The sequence below is a fragment of the Streptomyces violaceus genome (assembly GCF_036014075.1).
GTDB lineage: Bacteria > Actinomycetota > Actinomycetes > Streptomycetales > Streptomycetaceae > Streptomyces > Streptomyces violaceus.
This window is the reverse complement of the sequence record NZ_CP107911.1, coordinates 8785335-8804732: the sequence shown is the minus strand read 5'-3', so window position 1 is coordinate 8804732 and position 19398 is coordinate 8785335. Positions and strand designations below refer to the sequence as shown.

At 70.2% G+C, this 19398-nt stretch carries 15 protein-coding genes; 5 read left to right on the top strand and 10 right to left on the bottom strand.

Features of this window, described 5'->3' with window-relative positions; all coding sequences use genetic code 11:
- Positions 1 to 213: 213 nt before the first annotated feature.
- The 6 genes from OG542_RS39755 to OG542_RS39730 are packed head-to-tail and all read right to left on the bottom strand — an operon-like array spanning position 214 to position 11707.
- A complete protein-coding gene (locus OG542_RS39755) occupies positions 214 to 2367 on the bottom strand; it encodes a glycoside hydrolase family 127 protein (RefSeq protein WP_328417609.1) in 2154 nt (717 codons plus the stop codon).
- A 22-nt stretch (positions 2368 to 2389) separates the two neighbouring features.
- Positions 2390 to 6607 (bottom strand): Ig-like domain-containing protein, encoded by a 4218-nt coding sequence (locus OG542_RS39750; RefSeq protein WP_328417607.1) that lies wholly within the window; start codon positions 6605 to 6607, stop codon positions 2390 to 2392.
- Positions 6562 to 8496 (bottom strand): glycoside hydrolase family 127 protein, encoded by a 1935-nt coding sequence (locus OG542_RS39745; RefSeq protein ID WP_328417605.1) that lies wholly within the window; start codon positions 8494 to 8496, stop codon positions 6562 to 6564. The genes OG542_RS39750 and OG542_RS39745 overlap by 46 nt, the downstream gene beginning before the upstream one ends.
- Positions 8497 to 8553: 57 nt before the next feature.
- The gene (locus tag OG542_RS39740) at positions 8554 to 9375 is read right to left on the bottom strand and encodes a carbohydrate ABC transporter permease (protein ID WP_328418328.1); all 822 of its coding nucleotides are present in this window, start codon (positions 9373 to 9375) and stop codon (positions 8554 to 8556) included.
- Between the two features lie 31 nt (positions 9376 to 9406).
- Positions 9407 to 10360 (bottom strand): carbohydrate ABC transporter permease, encoded by a 954-nt coding sequence (locus OG542_RS39735; protein WP_328417603.1) that lies wholly within the window; start codon positions 10358 to 10360, stop codon positions 9407 to 9409.
- Between the two features lie 36 nt (positions 10361 to 10396).
- Positions 10397 to 11707: an ABC transporter substrate-binding protein gene (locus OG542_RS39730; RefSeq protein ID WP_328417601.1), complete on the bottom strand. Its 1311-nt coding sequence runs from the start codon at positions 11705 to 11707 to the stop codon at positions 10397 to 10399.
- A 267-nt stretch (positions 11708 to 11974) separates the two neighbouring features.
- On the opposite strand from OG542_RS39730, the gene OG542_RS39725 reads away from it, so the two are divergent.
- A complete protein-coding gene (locus OG542_RS39725; RefSeq protein WP_328417599.1) occupies positions 11975 to 13006 on the top strand; it encodes a LacI family DNA-binding transcriptional regulator in 1032 nt (343 codons plus the stop codon).
- Between the two features lie 226 nt (positions 13007 to 13232).
- Here the strand turns inward: OG542_RS39725 and OG542_RS39720 are convergent, their stop codons facing one another.
- On the bottom strand, positions 13233 to 14468 hold the full coding sequence (locus OG542_RS39720) for a glycosyltransferase (protein WP_328417597.1): 1236 nt from the start codon (positions 14466 to 14468) through the stop codon (positions 13233 to 13235).
- A gap of 148 nt (positions 14469 to 14616) precedes the next feature.
- Entirely contained in the window at positions 14617 to 15006 is a 390-nt protein-coding gene (locus tag OG542_RS39715) for a cupin domain-containing protein (protein WP_193482836.1), read from the bottom strand.
- 205 nt (positions 15007 to 15211) lie between these two features.
- Between OG542_RS39715 and OG542_RS39710 the strand changes: the two genes are divergently transcribed.
- Both OG542_RS39710 and OG542_RS39705 read left to right on the top strand, forming a co-directional pair.
- The gene (locus OG542_RS39710; protein ID WP_328417595.1) at positions 15212 to 15598 is read left to right on the top strand and encodes a hypothetical protein; all 387 of its coding nucleotides are present in this window, start codon (positions 15212 to 15214) and stop codon (positions 15596 to 15598) included.
- Positions 15599 to 15601: 3 nt separating this feature from the next.
- Complete coding sequence (locus tag OG542_RS39705; protein WP_328417593.1) at positions 15602 to 16576, top strand: tyrosinase family protein; 975 nt, start codon at positions 15602 to 15604, stop codon at positions 16574 to 16576.
- A gap of 85 nt (positions 16577 to 16661) precedes the next feature.
- Here OG542_RS39705 and OG542_RS39700 read toward each other — a convergent pair whose 3' ends face one another.
- On the bottom strand, positions 16662 to 17099 hold the full coding sequence (locus OG542_RS39700) for a hypothetical protein (protein WP_328417591.1): 438 nt from the start codon (positions 17097 to 17099) through the stop codon (positions 16662 to 16664).
- Between the two features lie 89 nt (positions 17100 to 17188).
- Between OG542_RS39700 and OG542_RS39695 the strand changes: the two genes are divergently transcribed.
- Both OG542_RS39695 and OG542_RS39690 read left to right on the top strand, forming a co-directional pair.
- A complete protein-coding gene (locus OG542_RS39695; protein ID WP_408057834.1) occupies positions 17189 to 17887 on the top strand; it encodes a helix-turn-helix transcriptional regulator in 699 nt (232 codons plus the stop codon).
- 62 nt (positions 17888 to 17949) lie between these two features.
- Positions 17950 to 18204: an EF-hand domain-containing protein gene (locus OG542_RS39690; protein ID WP_184598906.1), complete on the top strand. Its 255-nt coding sequence runs from the start codon at positions 17950 to 17952 to the stop codon at positions 18202 to 18204.
- Between the two features lie 175 nt (positions 18205 to 18379).
- Here OG542_RS39690 and OG542_RS39685 read toward each other — a convergent pair whose 3' ends face one another.
- Positions 18380 to 19387, bottom strand: coding sequence for a trypsin-like serine peptidase (locus OG542_RS39685; protein WP_328417588.1), 1008 nt, complete (start codon positions 19385 to 19387; stop codon positions 18380 to 18382).
- Between the last annotated feature and the right edge of the window lie 11 nt (positions 19388 to 19398).

Below are 19398 nucleotides of genomic sequence, written 5' to 3'. Positions count from 1 at the left end.
TGCTGGCCCAGCACAGAAACCATTCCCCCCAATACGCCACCGGATGGCGGCCATTGATCCGCCACCCAAGCAGACCCGGACAGGCGTGTTCAAGACTCGGAAGTGGTCCAGACGACTTCCGGTCCGGATTTGGCGATTTCGAAGCGTTCCGGAGCGGAGCGGCTCTTCCGGTCGGCCGCTCCGCGTGCCTCGCCGTTCAGCGTGCCGCGCAGTTCAGCGCCTCAGGTCCGCGTTGTTCGCGGCCGTGATGACGCGGTCGCGTTCGGTGCGGGTGAACAGGTTCTCGGACAGCCAGCGGTCCGCGAGGGTGCGTACGGCGCGCACGAAGCGGGCGGAGGTCGGGAAGGGGGCCTGTTGCCACAGGGCGTCGAGGAAGGTCTCGCCGTCGGGGCGGGCGTGGTTGGGGACACCGGAGTCGGCGGTACCGAACACGATGACGGGTTCTGAGCGCTTGAAGTAGGCGTGATAGGCGTCGTCGTCGCCCAGGTGGAAGGGGGCGAGGGTGAGGTGGTGCGTGGTGAAGTGCAGTGGGCGGGAGGCGGGTTTGATCGCGTCGGCCAGATCGCCGCGGAGCGTGAAGTCCTTGTAGAAGGAGAAGGTGCGGAATTGCTGCTCCGGGCTTTGGGCTGTCAGGAGGAGCGGGCCGTAGAAGAGCGCTTGGACGGTCCGGTCGTCCAGGGCTCGTTCGATGCGCAGCCGGTAGGGCGTCGAGATGCGTATGCGGTCGCCCGGACGCCAGTTTCTGTTCAGGGTGAGGTAGGTACCGGGTGCGGCCCGGCCCCCTTGCGGGGTTCCGTTCACCGTGACCGTGACGCCTGTCGTGGCCCAGGACGGGATGCGGAGTCTGACGGCGAGTCGGCCGCCGCCCTCGCGGAAGGTCAGGGTGCGTACGCCCTCGGCCGGGTAGTCGCTCGTCTGCTCGATGACGAGGCCGCGCTCCGGCCAGCGCAGGGTGGAGGCCAAATACAGGTTGACGTACAGGGTGTTGCCGTCGGCGGAGCGGAAGTAGACGGAGTCCTGGTACTTGGTGTGGTTCTCCATGCCGGTGCCGCCGCAGCAGGTGCCGGTGTTGCCGTATCCGCGTCGTACCCCCGGGCCCATGCCGACGAAGTAGGTGACCTCGGGGCTGTCGGTGCTGGGGGTGTCCCGGCGGGAGGCGAGGATGTGGTTGGTCAGGCCCCGCTCGTAGAAGTCCATGTAGGCGGGGTCCGGCTGGTGGAAGAAGAGCTGCCGGCTCAGCTTGAGCATGTTGTACGTGGCGCAGGTCTCGGCGTTCTTGTCGTCGAGGGTCGCCGCTATGGCGCCGCGGGCGCGGAACATCTCGCCCTGGCCGGTGCCGCCCAGGGCGTAGGTGCGGGAGCCCTCAACCATGCCCCAGAAGTTGCGGGCCGCGGAAGCGTAGGTCTCCTCGCCCGTGTGGTCGAACAGACGGAGGTAGCCGGTGAACTGCGGGATGTGCTGGTTGGCGTGCTTGCCTTCCAGGACGTCACGGTTCTGGGCGCAGGCGTCGAGCAGCGTGGTGTTGTCGAAGCAGCGGGCGGCGGCGAGGTGTTCCGGCCGGCCGGTGAGGGCGTACAGGTCGGCCATGACCTCGTTCATGCCGCCGTACTCGCCGGCGATGTAGATCGACCACATGCGTTCCAGCTGGGCCTTCGGCAGCCGGCCCAGGCGGCTGTGCACCCAGTCGCCCATCTTCGCGGCGATGGTGAGCGCCTGCTGGTTGCCGGCCAGGGTGTGTGCGTCCAGGAGGCCGCGCATGATCTTGTGGCAGGTGTAGTACGGCGCCCAGATGGTGGGGTACGTGGTGTAGCTCTCCAGGAGGATGAACTGGGTCTCCGGGTAGGCCGCCAGGTAGCCGGGGTGACTGGGTTTCGGGTCGCCGTGTTCGGCGAGGGCCTGCTGGCACTCGCCGAGGGCCGTGATCAGGTGGTCGAGCTTGGTCTTGAGGGCGGCCTCGCGGGTGTCGGCGTAGGCCTGCGCGACGAGGGTGAGGAAGTGGCCGCCGTAGTGGCCGCGCAGGTTGCCGTCGGCGGTTTCCCAGCCGCCCGGCGGCCGTGCGCCGCGCGTGTCCAGTCCGGCGTTCGCGCGGAAGACGGCCAGGATGCGGTCGGCCGGGTAGGCGCGGGCGTAGTCGAGCATCAGGTCGCGCTTGGCCCGGAAGACGCCCCCGCCGAGAGTGACCTGCTCCAGGCCGAAAGGCCGCACCGCCCAGGTCGGCTGGGCGGGCAGCGCTCGTGTGGCGGCCTCGGCGAGGGAGCCGGCGGGGGCGGCCTGGGCCGGTGGGCCGGAGGCGATGAGCGGGGTCGCTGTGGCCGCGGCGCCGGCGGTCAGGCTCAGCACGCGGCGTCGGGTGGGTGGCTGGAACATGGCGCACTCCGATCGTCGTCGGTCATCGGCGGGCAGGAGATGTTTCACCCGGGTCGCGCGGGGGTGTCACGGTGATCGTGGCCGTGGCGCGGTGGGAGGTGTCCGGCACGGTTCCCCTGACCTCGAAGGTCCCGGGGCCGGCGTACTGGTCCGGATCCACCGGGTCCCAGGTGACCTTCGTCCGGCTGTCCCTGGAGCCGTCGTTGTAGGTGGCGACCACCGTGCCGGGAAGCGTGGGGGCCATGCCGGGGCGAGTGGTGACGCGCTCCTCGGCGATGCTGGTGATCTCGACCGCGTCGGTGTGCCGTACCCACACGGTGGCGGTGACCGGCTGGGCGGTGCGGTCGGCGAGGCCGGTGATCGTGACGCTGGTACCGCCCTCGGCGACCTGGTCCTCGGTCAGGGCCGGCCAGGCCACGGGTGAGCGCGCCGTGGAGCCGTCGGCGTACACGAGCGTCACCTGACCGGGCAGGTCGGGGATGGTGCCGCGGAGGGTGGGGATGTGGGTCTCGCGCACCGACTCCGGTGCCTCGGCGTAGACCTTCCATTCCTGCACGCCGAGGGCCAGATTCGGGTGTCCGGTGAGCTTCGCCCGCAGTGCGGTGGTGGTGACCGGGGTGAACGTGGTCCGGTTGGAGCGGTTCTCGGCGGTGCCGTAGCCGCTGGGGGCGGGGACCTCGCGCCAGGTGTCGCCGTCGCGGTACTCGATGACCCAGGAGGCCGGCACGCCCACCCCGTCGGCCCCGCCGGGCTGCGCGTCGCGGAAGAAGTACAGGTCGGAGCCGTCCACGCGGACCGGGTCGTCCCAGGTGTACTGGATCCACTGGGTGTCCTTCTGGGGCCAGCTGCCCCAGCGCGGGGCGTCGGAGGACGAGGCCGGTTCGTGGCCGTCGTTGATCGCGGCCACCGACTCCCAGCCGGAGGTGTAGGACGCGGTGGGGGTCGCGGACGGTGCGAGGTTCACCCGGCCGTCACCGAGCTCCTCGACTTTCACGACGACCTGCTTCGACGACGTCGACGCGCCATCGGTGGCGGTGAGTTCGAGGGTGTAGGTGCCTGCCTTGGTGAAGCGGGCGACGGTGGTGGGGACTCGGGGGTCGTCGAAGATGACGGTGCCGCCGTCGGGACCGTCGGCCGTCTTCCAGGAGCCGGAGAGTTCCCTCTTCGGCAGTCCGTCGTCCTCGATGATGCCCGTGAGCCTGACCTGGCCCGGCCGGGTGTACGTCGGGTCCCGCCAGGCCTCGACGTAGGGGGTCTGGTTGCGGGCCGTCGGCGGGCGGCCGTCGGTGTTGTAGGCCTGGATCTCCTTCAGGCCGCTGGTGTGGCCGTCGCGGTGGCGCATGAGCACCCGCAGCTTGCCCGTGGTCACCTCCTGGAAGCGCACCCGGTTGAGGTTGGCCCTGGGATACGCCGGTGACTTGGCGGGCCGGGCCACGTCCTTCCACTGGCCGGCCCGGTCCTGGTACTGCACGGTGTAGAGGGCCGGTTCGGCGTATCCGCCGGGCCATTTGTCGCTGGAGAAGTGGAGCCGGACGTCGTCGACCGTGCGGGTGCGGCCGAAGTCGATCTCGTACCAGTCCTCGGTGTTCCCGGAGCCGCGGGCGCCCCAGGAGGGCTCGTTGACGGTGAAGCCGTCGACGGCGCCTGCGGCGCCCCGGCCCTCGGCCTCGTGGGAGGCGCGGGCGGTGGCGCCGGCTGCCAGGTTGTTCCTGGCCGTGCCCGTGAGGTCCCGTCCGGCCTTGGCGAACAGGTCGGTGACGCGCTCCTTCGGGCCGTAGGTGACGTCCTGCGGCTTTGCGATATCCGTGCGCAGGCCGGTGGTCCTCGCCTTGCCTCCGCCGCCGTCGGGGAAGGTGACCTTGCGGGTCGTGGGGTCGTAGACGAGGTGGGTGAGGCGGTCGGCGGTGAAGGCGAGCTTCCCGTCGAGGTAGAGGGAGTACCCCTCGGGGACCCGCTTGCCGTACGGGCGTTTCCCGTCGCCGGGTTCGTCCCACAGGACGGCCGCGTCCGTGCCCCGGTAGTTGATGTCGGTGACCGCGAAGTGCGGCCAGTCCACGTCGATCGGCCACAGCTCGATCTTCCGGTCGTCGCGCGGCCTGAACCCCATCGCGTCCTCGATGACGGTCCAGTTGGTGGTGCCGAGGATGGTGTGGTGGATCCAGGACCGGTAGCCGATCTTCTGCGGGTCGGCACGGCCGTCGGACCAGAATTCGTTCTGGTCGGGGTACCGGTTGTCGCCGTCGATGTAGTGGGCCCAGGCGTTCCAGGACAGCAGCTTCTTGTACCAGGTGCGGTCGATGTACTCGCTGGGGTACTTCCGCAGCACCGAGGAGAGGAAGCGGAAGGTGACGGTGGAGTTGATGACGGAGAAGTTGTTGCTCCCGGGGTGGCCCTGCTCCGCCGCTTCCGCCTTGTCGGCCTGGTTGGCCGTGAAGAACGGGAAGACGGGGTACTGCTTCGCGTCCGCCCACAGCCGCAGGGCCTCGAGGTACTGCGGGTCCTCTTCCGGCGTGGGCATCAGTCCCACGCTGTACGGGTAGTAGTTGTTGATCTCCTTCCAGGGCACCAGGGTGTCGCTGGCGACGTGCCGGTGCTTGAGCAGCTTGTCCTTCGGGTCCCACAGATGCTCCAGGACCGCCTTCTTCACCCGGTTCGCCGTCCCGCGCATCTCGTCGGCCTTGGCCTTCTCGCCGAGCAGGTCGTACGCGCGGGCGGCCGCCGTCGCGTTGCTGTGGACGTAGGCGGATTCGGCGCGGTCCAGGTTGCCGGGCTTCCAGTCGAAGGACACCGCGTCGGCGTCGTTGCCGGTCATCGCGCCCCAGTCGTACTCGATCAGCCCGTTGCCGTCCTCGTCGTAGTTCTCGAGCTGGCCGCGGACGTCCTTCTCCGCGTACCGGGCGAGGTTGCGTACGATGCCGTCGGGGCCGCCGTGCACCTGGTAGGAGCGCCAGGCCGCCTCGGAGATGTACTGGGTGTAGCTGTTGGACCAGTTCTCCGGGTCCCCCGGGTTGTCGGTGTACTTGCCGTTCTTCGAGACCTCTCCGGCCGACACCCACGGACCGTACGAGTAGCTCGGGTCGCGCAGGTACTTGAGGTCGTCGACGAACATGCCGACCGTGAGGGCGATGGCGTTGTTGTAGCCGAGCACGCCCTCCATCGCGGTGGGGAACTGGTAGTCGCTGCCCGGGATGTCGGCGTCGAGGTAGTTGTAGCGCAGCAGCCACCAGCGGTAGTACAGCGTCTTCTCGATGTTGTCGTCGGGGATGTCGAGGTAGGGCAGGTTCTCGGCCCACCAGCGGTTGTACGTCTGTACGTGCCGGCGGAAGGCGGTGGCCGGGGACGCGGTGCGCACGGAGTCGTACTCCGTGCGGGAGCCGGTGATCTCCTCGGTGACGAAGCCGAGTTGGACCTTGGTCGCGAGGGTGCGCCCGGCCGGCAGAGTCAGCGTGCGTGACAGCGACTCGTCCTCGGCGGTGAAGCCGTCACCGCTGAGGCGGGGGAAGACGGTCGTGAGGTTGTTCTTTGCGGGCACCGCGCCGGTGAGCTCACGGCCCTCGGCGGTCGTCGTGTACGGGGACGTGGCGCGCAGCCGGACCTCACGGCGCTCAGGGCCGGTGTTGGTGAGGGCCAGGTTCGTGACGGCGGCGTTCGCCTCGGTGATGAACTTGGTCTGTGTCACCTTCAGGCCGGTGGCCTCGTGGGTGAACTCGCTGCGCCAGTAGCTGGGGGTCTGGGTGCGGGCGCCGGTGTTCTCCCGCAGGGTGATGTTCTCGCCGTCGACGTCGAGCGTGATGGTGTACGCGGACCGGTTGTCGATGCTCTCCCAGTAGGCGACCTTGCCGGCGAAGCCCAGCCGGGACGGTGCGTGTTCCTTCATGAACAGGGCGCGTCCCCGGGTGAACAGCCAGTCGCCCGAGGGGTCCTCGCCCTTGCGGACCAGCATGCGGTCCATCCAGAAGTCCGTGCCGTCCCCGGCCCTGCGGTCGGCCTCGTACTGGGCGCGCAGGGTGCGGTGGACGGTGAAACCGGCCGGGAGCGTGGGAACGGGGTGGTCGGATCCGGTGTAGACCGGGTAGCCGATCGCCGCGTTGTCCGCCGCTGCCGGGCCGGTGGCGGCGAGCGGGGCCAGCAGGCCCAGGGCCAGCGCCCCGGCCAGGAGGCCGCGGCGGTGTCGTCTTCGCTGAGCGGGCACGGCTACCTCTCGGTCGGCGTTGTCGGGGGCGGGGTCGTCGGCAGCCACACGCGCATGGTCGAGGGGCCGCGGTTCGCCCAGGAGTGGTAGGGGACGAGGGTGATGGCCTCAGGGTCGGTCGCGGGTGCGGTGGCTTCGTCGGCCGGCCGGTACGGCCAGGCGGTGTTGTGCGGCTCGGCGAGTTCACCGGGCGCGACGACCGTGTCGCCCGGACCGTCCTCCGGTGCGGCGGAGAGGTCCACGCGGAGCGCGTCGACGTCGTGTCCGTCCGGCAGGTCGGTGGATTCGGCGCAGTACACGAGAGGGCCGCGCTGGACGGCCACCGTGCCGCGTGTGGCGTCGATGCGGGGGTCGGCCCGGATCCAGCGCGGGGCGACGGGCAGTTCGAGGCGTATCTCGTCGCCGGGCCGGAAGGCCCGGGTGAGCCGCGCCGTGCCCGGGGCGACCGTACGGCGGTTCCCGTCCGGGTCGACGAGCCGGGCGGTCTCCCCCGCTGTCCACGCGGGGACGCGCAGGGACAGGGTCCAGGGGCGGTCCGGGGAGCGGCTGATCCGCACGGCCACGGTCCCGCCGGACGGGTAGTCGGTGCGGACCCGCAGCGCCACGCCCTGCCCGTCGCCCAGGGAGGTGGCGAGTTCCGCGTCGGCGTACTGGTGGAGCTGCAGGCCGTCGTCGTCCGCCGTCGCCAGATAGGCCGGCAGCTGGGCGAGCGTGCGCGCCACATTGGTCGGGCAGCACGACACCGCGAACCAGGGGGCCCGCAGGCCCGAGTCGGCGCGCGGGCTGACGCGGTCCGACCGGGGCACGGTGCCCCGGTGACGGCGGTGCAGGGTGTTGGCGTAGAAGAAGGACCGGCCGTCCTCGGACGGGGAGGCGGCGATCACGTTGAACAGGGTCCGCTCGGCCAGGTCCGCGAAGCGCGGCTCACCGGTGGCCAGCAGCAGCCGCCAGGCGAGCATCACGGAGGCGACACCGGCGCAGGTCTCCGAGTAGGCGCGGTCCGGCGGCAGTACGAAGTCGTCGCCGAAGGACTCGTCGCGGTGGTGCGAGCCCATCCCGCCGGTCAGATAGGTCCGCCGGGCGACCGTCGCCTCCCACTGCCGTACGACCGCGGCGAGCAGCGCGTCGTCCCCGGTCTCCACGGCCACATCGACCGCGCCGGCCGCGAGGTACAGGGCGCGCACGGCGTGGCCGCGCAGAGCCCTGGCCCGGCGCACGGGCAGGTCGTCCTGGAAGTAGGCGGGGCCGAACTCGATGTCGGCGAGGGTGCCGTGGCCGCGCCGGCCGAGGAACAGCGCGGCCTGGTCGAGGTAGCGCTGTTCCCCCGTCAGCCTGGCGAGTTCCACCAGGGCCGTCTCGATCTCCGGGTGCCCGCAGATGCCCTGGTTGCCGTCCGGTCCGAAGGCGGCGCAGATGTGATCGGCGGCCCGCCGGGCGATCTTCGCCAGCTCGCCCTCGCCCCGGGCGCGGGCCTGGGCCACACCCGCCTGGATGAGGTGCCCATGACAGTAGAGTTCGTGGCCCCATTCGAGGTCGCTGTAGCGGGGCCGCTGTCCGGGGTGGCCGAAGGCGGTGTTCAGGTAGCCGTCCGGGTGCTGGGCGGGGGCGATGACGTCGGTGAGCGCGGCGACGTCCCCGTCGTACGAAGCGCCCGCCCAGGCCATGGCCTCGAGGAGCTTGTAGATCTCGGAGTCGGCGAACTCCCGGCCGCGCCGGTCGGCGTGGATCCGGCCCTCGGCGGCTGCCCGGAAGTTACCGGTCCAGCCCTCGCGTTCCATCCAGTCGCGGCAGTGGCCGAGCGTCGCGGTCGCGTTGGTGTGGCGGCGCCGGGCCCAGAAGCCGCCGGTGATCCGGACCTCGTCCAGGCCGAGCGGGCGCAGCCGGCCCCGGGCCGGCGCCACCGGCACCACGAGCGGGCGTGCCGTGTTGTCCCTCACCAGTTCATGCCTCCGTCCACGTCCTTTCGGTTGTCCGCTGAACGGTCGTGCGGTGGATCAGCCCTTGAGGGCGCCGGACATGAAGCCCCTGATGTAGTGCCGTTGCAGCAGCAGGAAGAGCAGCAGGCAGGGCACGGCCAGGACCACCACGCCCGCCTCGGTGGCGCCGTAGTCGACGGCGCCCATGCTCTGCTGCCGCAGGTTCGCGACGGCCAGGGGCAGCGGTGCCTTCTCGCTGTCGGAGATGAGGATCAGGGGTGCGATGAAGTCGTTCCAGGCGGCGAGGAACGCGAACAGTCCCACGGTGATCAGTCCCGGCCGTACCGCCGGCAGGAGCACACGGCGCAGCGCGCCCGCCGTGCCGCAGCCGTCGACGAGGGCCGACTCCTCCAGTTCGCGGGGCACCGCCTCGAAGGAGATCCGCATCATGAAGGTGGCGAACGGCAGTTGGAACATGGCCAGGACGAGGCTCAGCCCGATCAGCGAGTTCTGCAGCTGGAGCCGGCCCAGCAGGACGTAGAGCGGGATGAGGAGGGTGGCGTAGGGAACCATGAGGATGGCCAGGGTCAGCAGGAACAGCGGGTTCTTTCCGGGGAAGTCGAAGCGGGCGAAGGCATAGCCGCCCAGCAGGGACACCCCCAGGGTCAGGGCGACGGTCAGTGCCGAGACGACCGTGCTGTTGAGCAGGTACCGCCACAGGCCCGCGTCGTACTCGAGCAGCGTGCGGTAGTTGCCGAGGCCGTAGCCGGACTCCTGGGCGGTGCCCGGCTGGCCGCTCACCGACGCCCAGGCGTTCCACAGCAGGGGAAAGAGGAAGATGACGGCCAGACCGCCGGCGACGACGTAGTGGGGCGTCCGGCCCAGGGCGCGGCTGAGCACCGTGGTGTCCCTTCTCATGAGGCGGCGGGTGTCATGACTCGTCGGCGCGGCGCAGGCCCCGGAACTGCAGGGCGTTCAGCAGGAGCAGCGCGGCCAGCACGAGGATCGAAAGGGCCGCCGCGGTACCGAGGTTCAGCCGCTGGAACGCCTCCCGGTAGATCAGCTGGACGACGGTGACCGTGCTGTTGTCCGGTCCGCCCTTGGTGAGGATGAAGAACTGGTCGAAGGCGAGCAGGGAGCCGGTCACGCACAGCAGCAGGCACAGGGCGAGGGAGGGCCGTAGCAGCGGCAGGGTGATGGAGCGGAAGATCTGGGCGCGGCTCGCGCCGTCCATCCGTGCCGCCTCGTACACCTCGTGCGGGATGCGCTGCAGGCCCACGAGCAGGATCAGCATGTAGAAACCGGCGAACTTCCAGACGATCAGGAACACCGTCGACCACAGGGCCGATGTCGGTGAGCCGAGGAAGGACACCGGGTCGTCGACGAGGCCGAGGCCTTCGAGGATGCGGCTGAGCGGGCCGGTGGTCGGGCTGTACAGGCCCCAGAACAGCAGGGACGCGGAGGCCAGGCCCAGGGCGCCGGGCAGGAAGTAGACCGTGCGGAAGAAGCCCGCGCCGGGCCGTGATTCCTGCACCAGCAGGGCCAGGAGCAGCGCCAGGGCGAGCAGGACGACCGTGACGATCACGGTGTAGAGGAGGGTGAAGCGGATCGCGGGCCAGAACAGGGTGCTGTCGGTGATGTCGGTGTAGTTCTCGGGCGCGTTGACGCCCCGGTCTCCCGCGAGCAGCGGCCAGTCGCTGAGCGACATCTGCCCGACCAGCAGCAGGGGCAGCAGGAAGAAGACCGCGACGAACACCGCCGTGGGGGCGGCGTAGGCCAGGCCCTTGGCCTTGCGGGAACGCCAGCGGGGCGGGGACGTGACGGCCCGCCGCTCCGGCTGTGTCACGTGCTCGGCCGTCGCCCGGTCGGCCATTTTCACCGGCATGGCTCTCCTTAGCCGTAGGACGTCGGGAGGTTCTGTTCAGTCGGCCAGTGAGGCGGTGACGGCGTCGTTGTCCTTCTCGACCGTCTTCCCGTCGCCGAAGACGGCGTGGCGCATCAGCTCCAGCCAGGGCCCGTTGGGGTCGTTGAAGGTCTGCCCGAACTTCATCGCGTAGGGGGTCCGGCCCTCGGCGACCAGTTCGTTGATGGTGACCAGGCGCGGGTCGGCCTTGGAGTGTTTGTTGGACGCCAGGTCGGTGCGGGCCACCACGTCCTTGTGTGCGGCGACCACGTCGACCTGTGCCTTGTCGCCCAGGGACCATGCGAGGAAGTTCCAGGCCTGGTCGGCCGACTCGCTGGTGGCGGAGATGCCGATGGCGTCGCCGCCGACGAAGGTGGACTTGCCGCCGTCGGGGCCGGGGATGGGCGCGACGCCGAGGTCCAGATCCTTGGGCATCAGCCCGAGCGTGGTCGACGGCATGGGCATCACGCCGACCTTGCCCTTCGGGAAGATCCCGGTCCAGGTCGTGCCCGTCTCCTCGCGGGCTCCGGGCGCGACGATGTCGTCCCGTACCCAGCCGCGGTAGGTGTCGTAGACCTTCTTCGAGGCGCTGGAGGCGAGATTCGCCGCGGTGCCCTCCTCGTTCAGGACGTCCTCCCCGGCCGCCCATACGGACGGCCACCAGGTGAAGACGCCGCAGCCACCGCAGTTGCCGCCGAAGAAGGTGCCGTCGACACCGCCGCCCAGCGCGTCCACGGCCCGGGCCTGCCGGTCCCACTCGCGCAGGGTGGTGGGCGGCTTCTCGGGGTCGAGCTTCGCCTTCCGGTAGAGCTCCTTGTTGTAGAAGAGCACCGACAGGTCGAGGGTGTGCGGCACCACGTACTTCTTGTCCTCGTACGTGCCGGCCTTGATGTGCGACCGGGCCAGGTGCTCCGCGAAGGGAAGGGCGTCGACGCGGTCGGTGAGGTCGGCGAAGAGGCCGCTGGAGGTGTAGTTGGGCACGAACACGACGTCGGAGGCGAACAGGTCGGGCAGGTCGCGTGATCCGGCCGCCGCGCCGATCTTGGCCTGGTAGTCGTCGGTGGGGACGACGGTCAGCTCGATCTTGTTCTCGTGGCTCGCGTTGTACGCCTCGACCAGGGCCTCGCTCTGCGGCCGGGTCGCGGCCCGCGTCCACATCGTCAGCTTCGTGCCGTCGTCGACACCGCCGGCGGCCGCTTTGCCCCCTCCCCCGCCGGAACCGTCGTTCTCCGAGCCGCATGCGGTGACCAGGCTCGCGGTGGCGAGCAGGGCGATGGCACCTGTGACGAGGCGGCGTATGTGTCCACGCGGTCCGGCCGTGCTCCCCATGGTCGATTCCCCTTGTGTCGCGGCGGGCCCGTGTGCGGCCTACCGGTCGGGACAATGATGTGGTGGCACTGAACTGAGTGGCGGAAACGGACCGAAAAGGCTTTCTGAGACGCTAAGGATGCATCCCACGACCCGTCAATCCCCTTGCGTGAAGCGGTTTCTGAGATGAACTCGAAAACCCGGACGAGGACAGGACCGAAAATTTCCGCGTACTGTTTGGGATGCCCTCGACGGCGTCGGCAGGCGACGCGAGACAGGAGAAGACCCATGGCACAGGCCACCGGCCCCTCGCGTTCGCAGCCCGCCACCCTCAGCGATGTCGCCCGGCTGGCGGGCGTGTCGATCGCCACGGCGTCCAAGGCGCTCAACGGCCGCAGCCAGGTGCGGGCGGAGACCAGAACACGCGTGATCGAGGCGGCCGAGCGCCTCGCGTTCCGGCCCAACCAGGTGGCCCGTGGCCTGCTGGCCGGACGCACGGGCACCGTGGGTCTGCTGACCAGCGACCTGGAGGGCCGGTTCAGCATCCCGATACTGATGGGCGCCGAGGACGCCTTCGGGGCGGGTGAGGTCGCGGTGTTCCTGTGCGATGCCCGCGGGGACGCGATCCGCGAGCAGCACCATGTCCGCGCGCTGCTGGGCCGCCGGGTCGACGGTCTCATCGTGGTCGGCAGCCGGACCGACCCGCGGCCGTCCCTGGGACGGGAGTTGCCGGTCCCCGTGGTCTACGCGTACGCGCCGTCGGAGAATCCGGAGGATCCGTCCATCGTCCCGGACAGCGTCGGCGCGGGGCGGATCGCCGTGGAGCATCTGCTGGCCTGCGGCCGTACCCGGATCGCGCACATCACCGGCGACCCCGGATACGCCGCCGCGCAGGAGCGGGCCGAGGGCGCCCGGGCCGCGCTCGCCGGCGCCGGACTGGCCCTGGTGGGCGAGCCGCGGTTCGGGGCGTGGTCGGAGGGCTGGGGGCGGGCGGCCACCGCGATGCTGCTCGACCAGCACCCGGAGGTGGACGCCGTGCTGGGCGGCAGCGACCAGATCGCCCGGGGCGTCATCGACGTCCTGCGCGAGCGCGGCCGGCGGGTGCCGGAGGACGTGGCGGTCATGGGCTTCGACAACTGGCGGGTCCTGACGTCCGCGTCCCGGCCGCCGCTGACCAGTGTCGACATGAACCTCGAACAGGTCGGGCGCGCCGCCGCGCACGCCCTGTTCACGGCGATCTCCGGCGGCACGCGCCGTTCCGGTGTCGAGACCCTGCCCTGCCGGGTGGTGATCAGGGGGTCGACCGTGCCGCTGTCGTGAGTCGCGGCGCCCGGTCGCGGCTCACTTCGCGAGTCGGTACAGGGGCCTTCTGGTGGATCTCCGCGGGAGAAGAGCGGCGTTCGGTGCGTGCGATCGGCGTGCGGTGCGGAGGGGCATGTGGCGGAGCCACCTGGCCTTCGCGCCGTGCGGCATGGGGGTCCCCCCGCTCGAGCGAAGCCGAGAGTGGAGGAGTCCGTGCCGGGCGTCGCGACGCTGCGGAGATCCATCAGAAGGCCCCAAGTGCCGCCAGGACCGGCGCCACGCCGTCCTCCTCGGCCAGGCGGCGTGCGACCTCCTGGGCGCGGCTGCGGTGGGCCGGGTCGCCCACGGCCCGGCGCAGGGCGGGGGCGAGCGTGTCGGCGGTGAGGCGGCGCAGAGGGACGGCGCAGGGGGCGGTGCCCAGCGCGACGAGACGGGCCGCCCAGAAACCGGCGTCGAACTGCACCGGCACCGGAACGGTCGGGACACCCGCGCGCAGGACGGCTGCGGTGGTGCCGGCTCCGGCGTGGTGGACCACCGCGGCCATCCGGGGAAACAGCGGCGCGTGCGGCACATCGCCGACCGTGATCACGTCGTCGGTGCGGGCGCCGAGACCCGCCCACCCCTGCTGGATGATGCCGCGCAGTCCGGCCGCGCGCAGGGCGCGCACGATCTCGCCGCTCAGGTGCTCAGGGTCCGGCACGGTGGCGCTGCCCAGCCCGATGAAGACGGGGGCGGGCCCGGCGGCGAGGAACTCCTCCACGTCCGGAGGCAGGGTCCGGGTGTCGTACGGCCACCAGTACCCGGCGATCTCCAGCCCGGGCCGCCAGTCCCGCGGCCGGGACACCACCACCTCGCTGAAGCCGTGCAGCACCGGCCACCGCGCCCGCTCATGGGCCCGGCGGATCGCGGCGGGGCCGGGCAGGGTCATGCCGTGCCGGGTGCGCAGTCGGCGCATGGCCCGGGTGAAGACCTGATCGACGGCGGTGGTGACGGCCAGTCCGCCCAGGTGGTTGCCCACGGTGCCGAGCGAGCGTCCGCCGAGCATGGGTGCCCCGAACTCCCGTGTCGGGTGCTGGGGTTGGAGGAACAGTCCCAGGCTGGGCAGGCTCAGTCCCTCGGCGATGGCGCGGCCCAGCGGTGCCACGGCACCGGCGGCCAGCACGGCGTCGGCACCGCGTGCCGCCCGGACGAGGTCGTCGGTCATCTTCTCGGCCGCCGACCGGGCCATCGACACCACGCGCAGCAGTTTGCCGAGCCCCGTCGTGCTGGCGTGCAGACCGCGGCCGCGCTCGGAGTGCAACTCGGCGTGCGGGTCGACCGGGGTCGGATGGAACCGCACCCCGGAACCGGCGGTCAGCGGCTCGAACAGTCCGTGGGTGACGAGCGTGACCTCGTGCCCGCTCCGCGCCAGCCCCGCGCCCAGCCCGGTGTACGGCGCGACGTCGCCGCGCGATCCCGCCGTCATGATCACCAGCCGCATGGGTCCCAGTGTGACCCGGCCAGGCGGACGACACGCGGTGTACGGCGGCAGGCGTCCGAGAATCGCCGGTGCGGGTGATGCGTGGGGCCGCGACTTCCTGAGACCGGGACCGGTACCGGGACGCCCAGCGGTCTGAGTGCCGTCGGTGTCAGGTGCTGGACCTGGTACGAATCTGCATGCCCGGGCGGCGACGGTGCACGGTCACGTAGGACAAGCCGCGGCTGCCCGCGACCAGGCTGCGTTCGCTGCCGTGCGGCAGCCAGACCAGACTGCCGGGGGCCAGGGGCTGCGGGTCCGCTGCCGGACCGAGGGTGCCGTCACCGGCGACCACGAGCAGGATGACGTCGAGGTCGGGCTCGGTATGCGTGTCGATACGCCCTTGGGGCGGGATGCGGATGAGGTTGGCGTCCAGCTGCCGTCCTGACTCGGCCAGTCGCCACAGCGCACCCGCCGGTGTCGAGTCGTCAGAGATCAGCGACTCGGTGTTGCACAGCACCCGCGGGAGGGGGGCGCCGGGGGTCGTCTCTGCGTCGGTCATCGATCTGCCACCGTCCGATACGTGCCTGCTGCTGCCTTCGGCAGGGTACGTCCGGCCGCGACGCGCACCAGGGAGGAGACCGCGGCAGGCGCGACCCACCTGTTTGCCGTACTCGACGTGCAGCCGAACCCGGGCACTCCCAAACTCAGGGCAAAAGTCATCGTGCCGATGGCCCTTGATGTCTTGCGCTCAAGAAAGGTGTCTTGTGACCCCTGAGGAACTGGCTGCGGCTGCCGACCCCACGATCCTCGGAAACTATTTGGCGGAGTTGCCTGAGCAGCCGCACCACCACGGTCCCCTGCTCAGCGTCCGCGAAGACGAGTTCCAGGGCCACCACATCGTCATCAAGACGACCTACGAGATCACGGTGGACGGTGCGCCCCTCACCGCTCCACTCATCGTGTCGAACGACGGTCAAGTCCACAGCCATGCCCTGCCCACCTACGAGTTCCTGTCCGCGACAGACACCATCCGGGCTCTGATCGAGAACTTCCCCGCCGACTTCCCGGGTGGCGACGGCCCTGGTGACGGCGACAACGGAGGCCATGGGAACCACCACGGTCACGGGCCCGTGCACAAGGGGGGCGTCTGACACATGGCCGTCGTACGCAGGAACATCATCACCAGCCCCGACGCCCGGGACGCCTACATCGAGGGTGTCCTGCGCCTCAAGCGGGAAGACTCGACACTCAAGACCACCGCATTCGGTATCCCCGGACCACCCGCGCCGGTACGGACCTATGACCTGTTCGTCATCTGGCACGTCAAGGCGATGATGACTCCCGTCCCCCCGAGCGGGAACGTGAACCTCCGCAACGCGGCGCACCGGGGCCCGGTGTTCCTGCCGTGGCACCGGTTCATGCTGAATCTCCTGGAGGCACACCTCCAACGAGTCCTGGACGATGCCGGCTTCGGACTTCCGTATTGGGACTGGTCGATCGACGGCTCGCTGCCGGCCCCCGAGACGGCGCTGATCTGGAAGCCGGATTTCATGGGTGGGACGGGCGATCCGGTGGCCGACGGACCGTTCGCCTTCAAGCCCGGCGACCCGAACGGATTCCGGGTCAGGCTGGAGGCTCCCCCAGGCGTCAACCTCCGCCAGACGAATAGGGGCTTGCGCCGCAAGTTCCGGAGCGGTTCTCCGACTCTCCCCAATGCCCTGGACGTGGGGGCCGCCTTCAATACGCAGTCGGCGCCGCTCGGGGACCCGGACCTCGCCACGTACGACTTCGCTCCCTGGCTCCACAACTCGAGAGGCTTCCGCAGCAGGCTCGAGGGCTTCACCGGAACGGGGCTCCACAACCAGGTGCACCGGTGGATCGGTGGGGACATGGCTCCGGCCTCGTCACCGAATGATCCGGTCTTCTTCCTGCACCACGCCAACGTGGACCGGCTTTGGGAAAGCTGGATGAATCGGCACGGGCGAAACTATGTCCCTGCGATGTCGGAATCAGCGGACCTCCTGGGCCACCGGATCGATGACCCGCTCATCTCGCCTCTGGGTGCGGGCGCCACTCCCCGGAAGACGCTCGACAACACCGCCCTGTTCACCTACGACGTGGTCCCCTGATTCAGCACACACCTGGTGGCCGACGAGGCAGCCGTCGAACACCCCGGTCCGGGTGGCAGCAAGGACATCGCCGAACCCCGTGTCCTCAGTGCGATGGCCGCTTGCCGTGGTAGTGCTGGGCAAGCCGGGCCAGGGCGACCGCGCCGAGCAGAAGACCGAAGTCGCGCAGCGCGATGTCGTAGTAGTCGGGGATGGTCAGCAGGTTGACGATGATGCCGGCCAGCCATCCGGCCACCAGCCAGCCTCCGAAGCGCGGGGCGATGGCCACGACGAGTCCCGCGACGATCTCGATGACACCGACGGCGTACATCGCCGCTTGGGCACTGCCGGGCACGACGTCGTTGATCCAGGGCGCGAGGTAGGTGGGCCAGTCCACGAGCAGGTTGGCGAACTTGTCCAGCCCGAACAGGATCGGCGCCACGGTGAACCCGGTACGCAGGATGACGAACGCCTGGTAGCCGGGGTCGGTGAACCCGGGTCGCCGAGGGACGGCGGACGTGGTGGTTGTGGTGGGGGACGACATGACAGCCTCCTTCTATCAATAACTTTCATTAACGATAGAAGCGCGGCAACGTTCTTTAGTCAAGGGCCATGGGTTTTACACTGGTGTTCATGGACCACCCGCAGCAAGCGCCCCGTGCCGACGTTTCCGCGGTCGCCGCACTGGACGAGCCGACCCGGATGCGGCTGTATGAGCACGTCGTGCGCCAGCCGGAGCCCGTCAGCCGCGACGAAGCCGCCGCCGCCCTCGGTCTCGCACGTCAGACCGCGGCGTTCCATCTGGACCGCCTGGCGGACGAGTCGCTGCTCGACGTCGTCTACGAACGGCGCAGCGGCCGCACCGGTCCAGGGGCGGGCAGGCCGGCCAAGCTCTACAAGCGCTCCACCAAGCAGGTCTCCGTCAGCCTGCCCGAGCGGCACTACGAGCTGGCCGGACGCCTCCTCGCCCAGGCCATGGAGGAATCCGAGGCCACCGGCGAGCCGATCCGTACCGTCTTGCATCGCAAAGCCCACGATCTTGGCGCCCAGCTCGCCGGCCAAGGCGGCACGGGCGTGTTCGACCTGCTGGAACGGCACGGGTTCGAGCCCCGCTACGACGGTGACGCGATCGTGCTGGGCAACTGTCCCTTCCACGCGCTCGCCCGCGACCACACAGAGACCGTCTGCGGTATGAACCTGCGCCTGCTCCGCGGCGCCCTCGAGGGCCTCGGTACGGAGACCCTCCAGGCATGCCTGGCCCCGAGTCCCGGCTACTGCTGTGTTCGACTGGAGCCGGCTTCCCGACCGGAGGGCAACCCGGTCGGCGCGTAGGGCGTCCTCGTCAGTGAGCGGGATGCATCTGCCCGCCTGACCTCCATGCGACGGGGACGACGATGAGCGACAAGGCCCGCACATTGTTCGAGGCGCTCGACCTCGACCACGACGGCGTTCTCACCCGGGAAGAGGTGATTGTCGCCCTGCACACGAACGGACCGTCCCTGGCCGCCTCGGGCGTACTGCCGTTCTGGGGGGTGCAGGACGTCGACGCTTCCTCCGCGCTGTTCGACACGGCCGACCAGAACGGGGACGCGGTACTGACCCTTGAGGAGTTCGCCGCGGTGGTGGACCGGCGATTCGGCTGGAGCTGACGCCCACGCTGCGCGGCACCTCGGGGCCAGCACGGTAGGCCTCGCAGTCGATCGCCTGGTCGATGAGGGCCCGCAGCCGGGCGACGCGCTGCACGTGGCCCCGTCGACGGGCAGCGGCAGCCGGGTCCTTCCCCGCGGTTGGGCAAAGGACCCGGCTCCCGGCTGGTGCGATGGCTCAGGACGACTGGGCGCTCTGGTACAGGTTCTGCGCGTCCGCGCCGAAGTACGGGCCGTACATGGCGTTCGGCAGGAAGTTGTACTTGAAGCTGTTCACCGAGGACTGGAGGCCGGTCCCGGTGGCCTCGTCGAACTGGGTGAACCACGGGCCTCCGCTGGAGCCTCCGGTCATGTTGCAGGTCAGACCGTGGTCGCTGGAGAGCAGGAAGTCACGGAAGGTGGTTCCGCTGCAGTAGATGAACTTCTCGCCGTCGTACGGAGCGGCGGCCGGGAAGCCGAAGGAGTACATGGGCTTGTTGTAGCCGGTGTTGAAGGCCAGCCCCTGGCCGCCGACGACATCGGTCAGCTGCTTCCCGTCCAGCGGGGCGACGACGGCGGCGCCGATGTCGTAGTTGATGTCCTCACTGGCCGTCCACTGCGGCGTGGACAGGGTCTTGGACGCGGCCCAGGTGCCGTACGGGCGCTGCCCGTCGTGGTAACCGGGCACGAACACCCAGTTGGTGTGCCAGGCTCCCTGCATCTTCACGCAGTGCCCGGCGGTGATCACAGTGCTCTTGTTGGCGCTGGTGACGGCGTTGCCGGAGCAGGAGGCGGTACGCCCCTGGTAGGTGAAGAACACCCGCCCCGCGGTCTTGGCCACCGCTCCCCCGCCGGACCAGGGGCCGCCCCCGTGCGGGATCGCCAGGGGTCCGGCGTCGGAGACGGGTGTACTGGGTGCCACGACGGTCGTCCTGCCCTTGCGCGGTGTAGATGCCCGGACGTCGGAGCGGTCGACGGACAGGATGTCGAGCGGGGTGGCCGCGCGCATCCGCTGCGGGGTCCAGAAGTCGAGGGCGCTGCGCTGCGCCGCGGGTGCCATGACTCCCGGTTCGGGCGCGGCGCTCGCCGGTGCGGCGGTGACACCGGTCGCCAGGAGTGCGGCGATGCCGGCGAGTGCGCCGAGGACGGTATGGCGAACGCGGGGGGTGCCGCTGGAGGAGCGAGGGCTTCGGGGTCTGCCTATCACGCGGTCTCCTT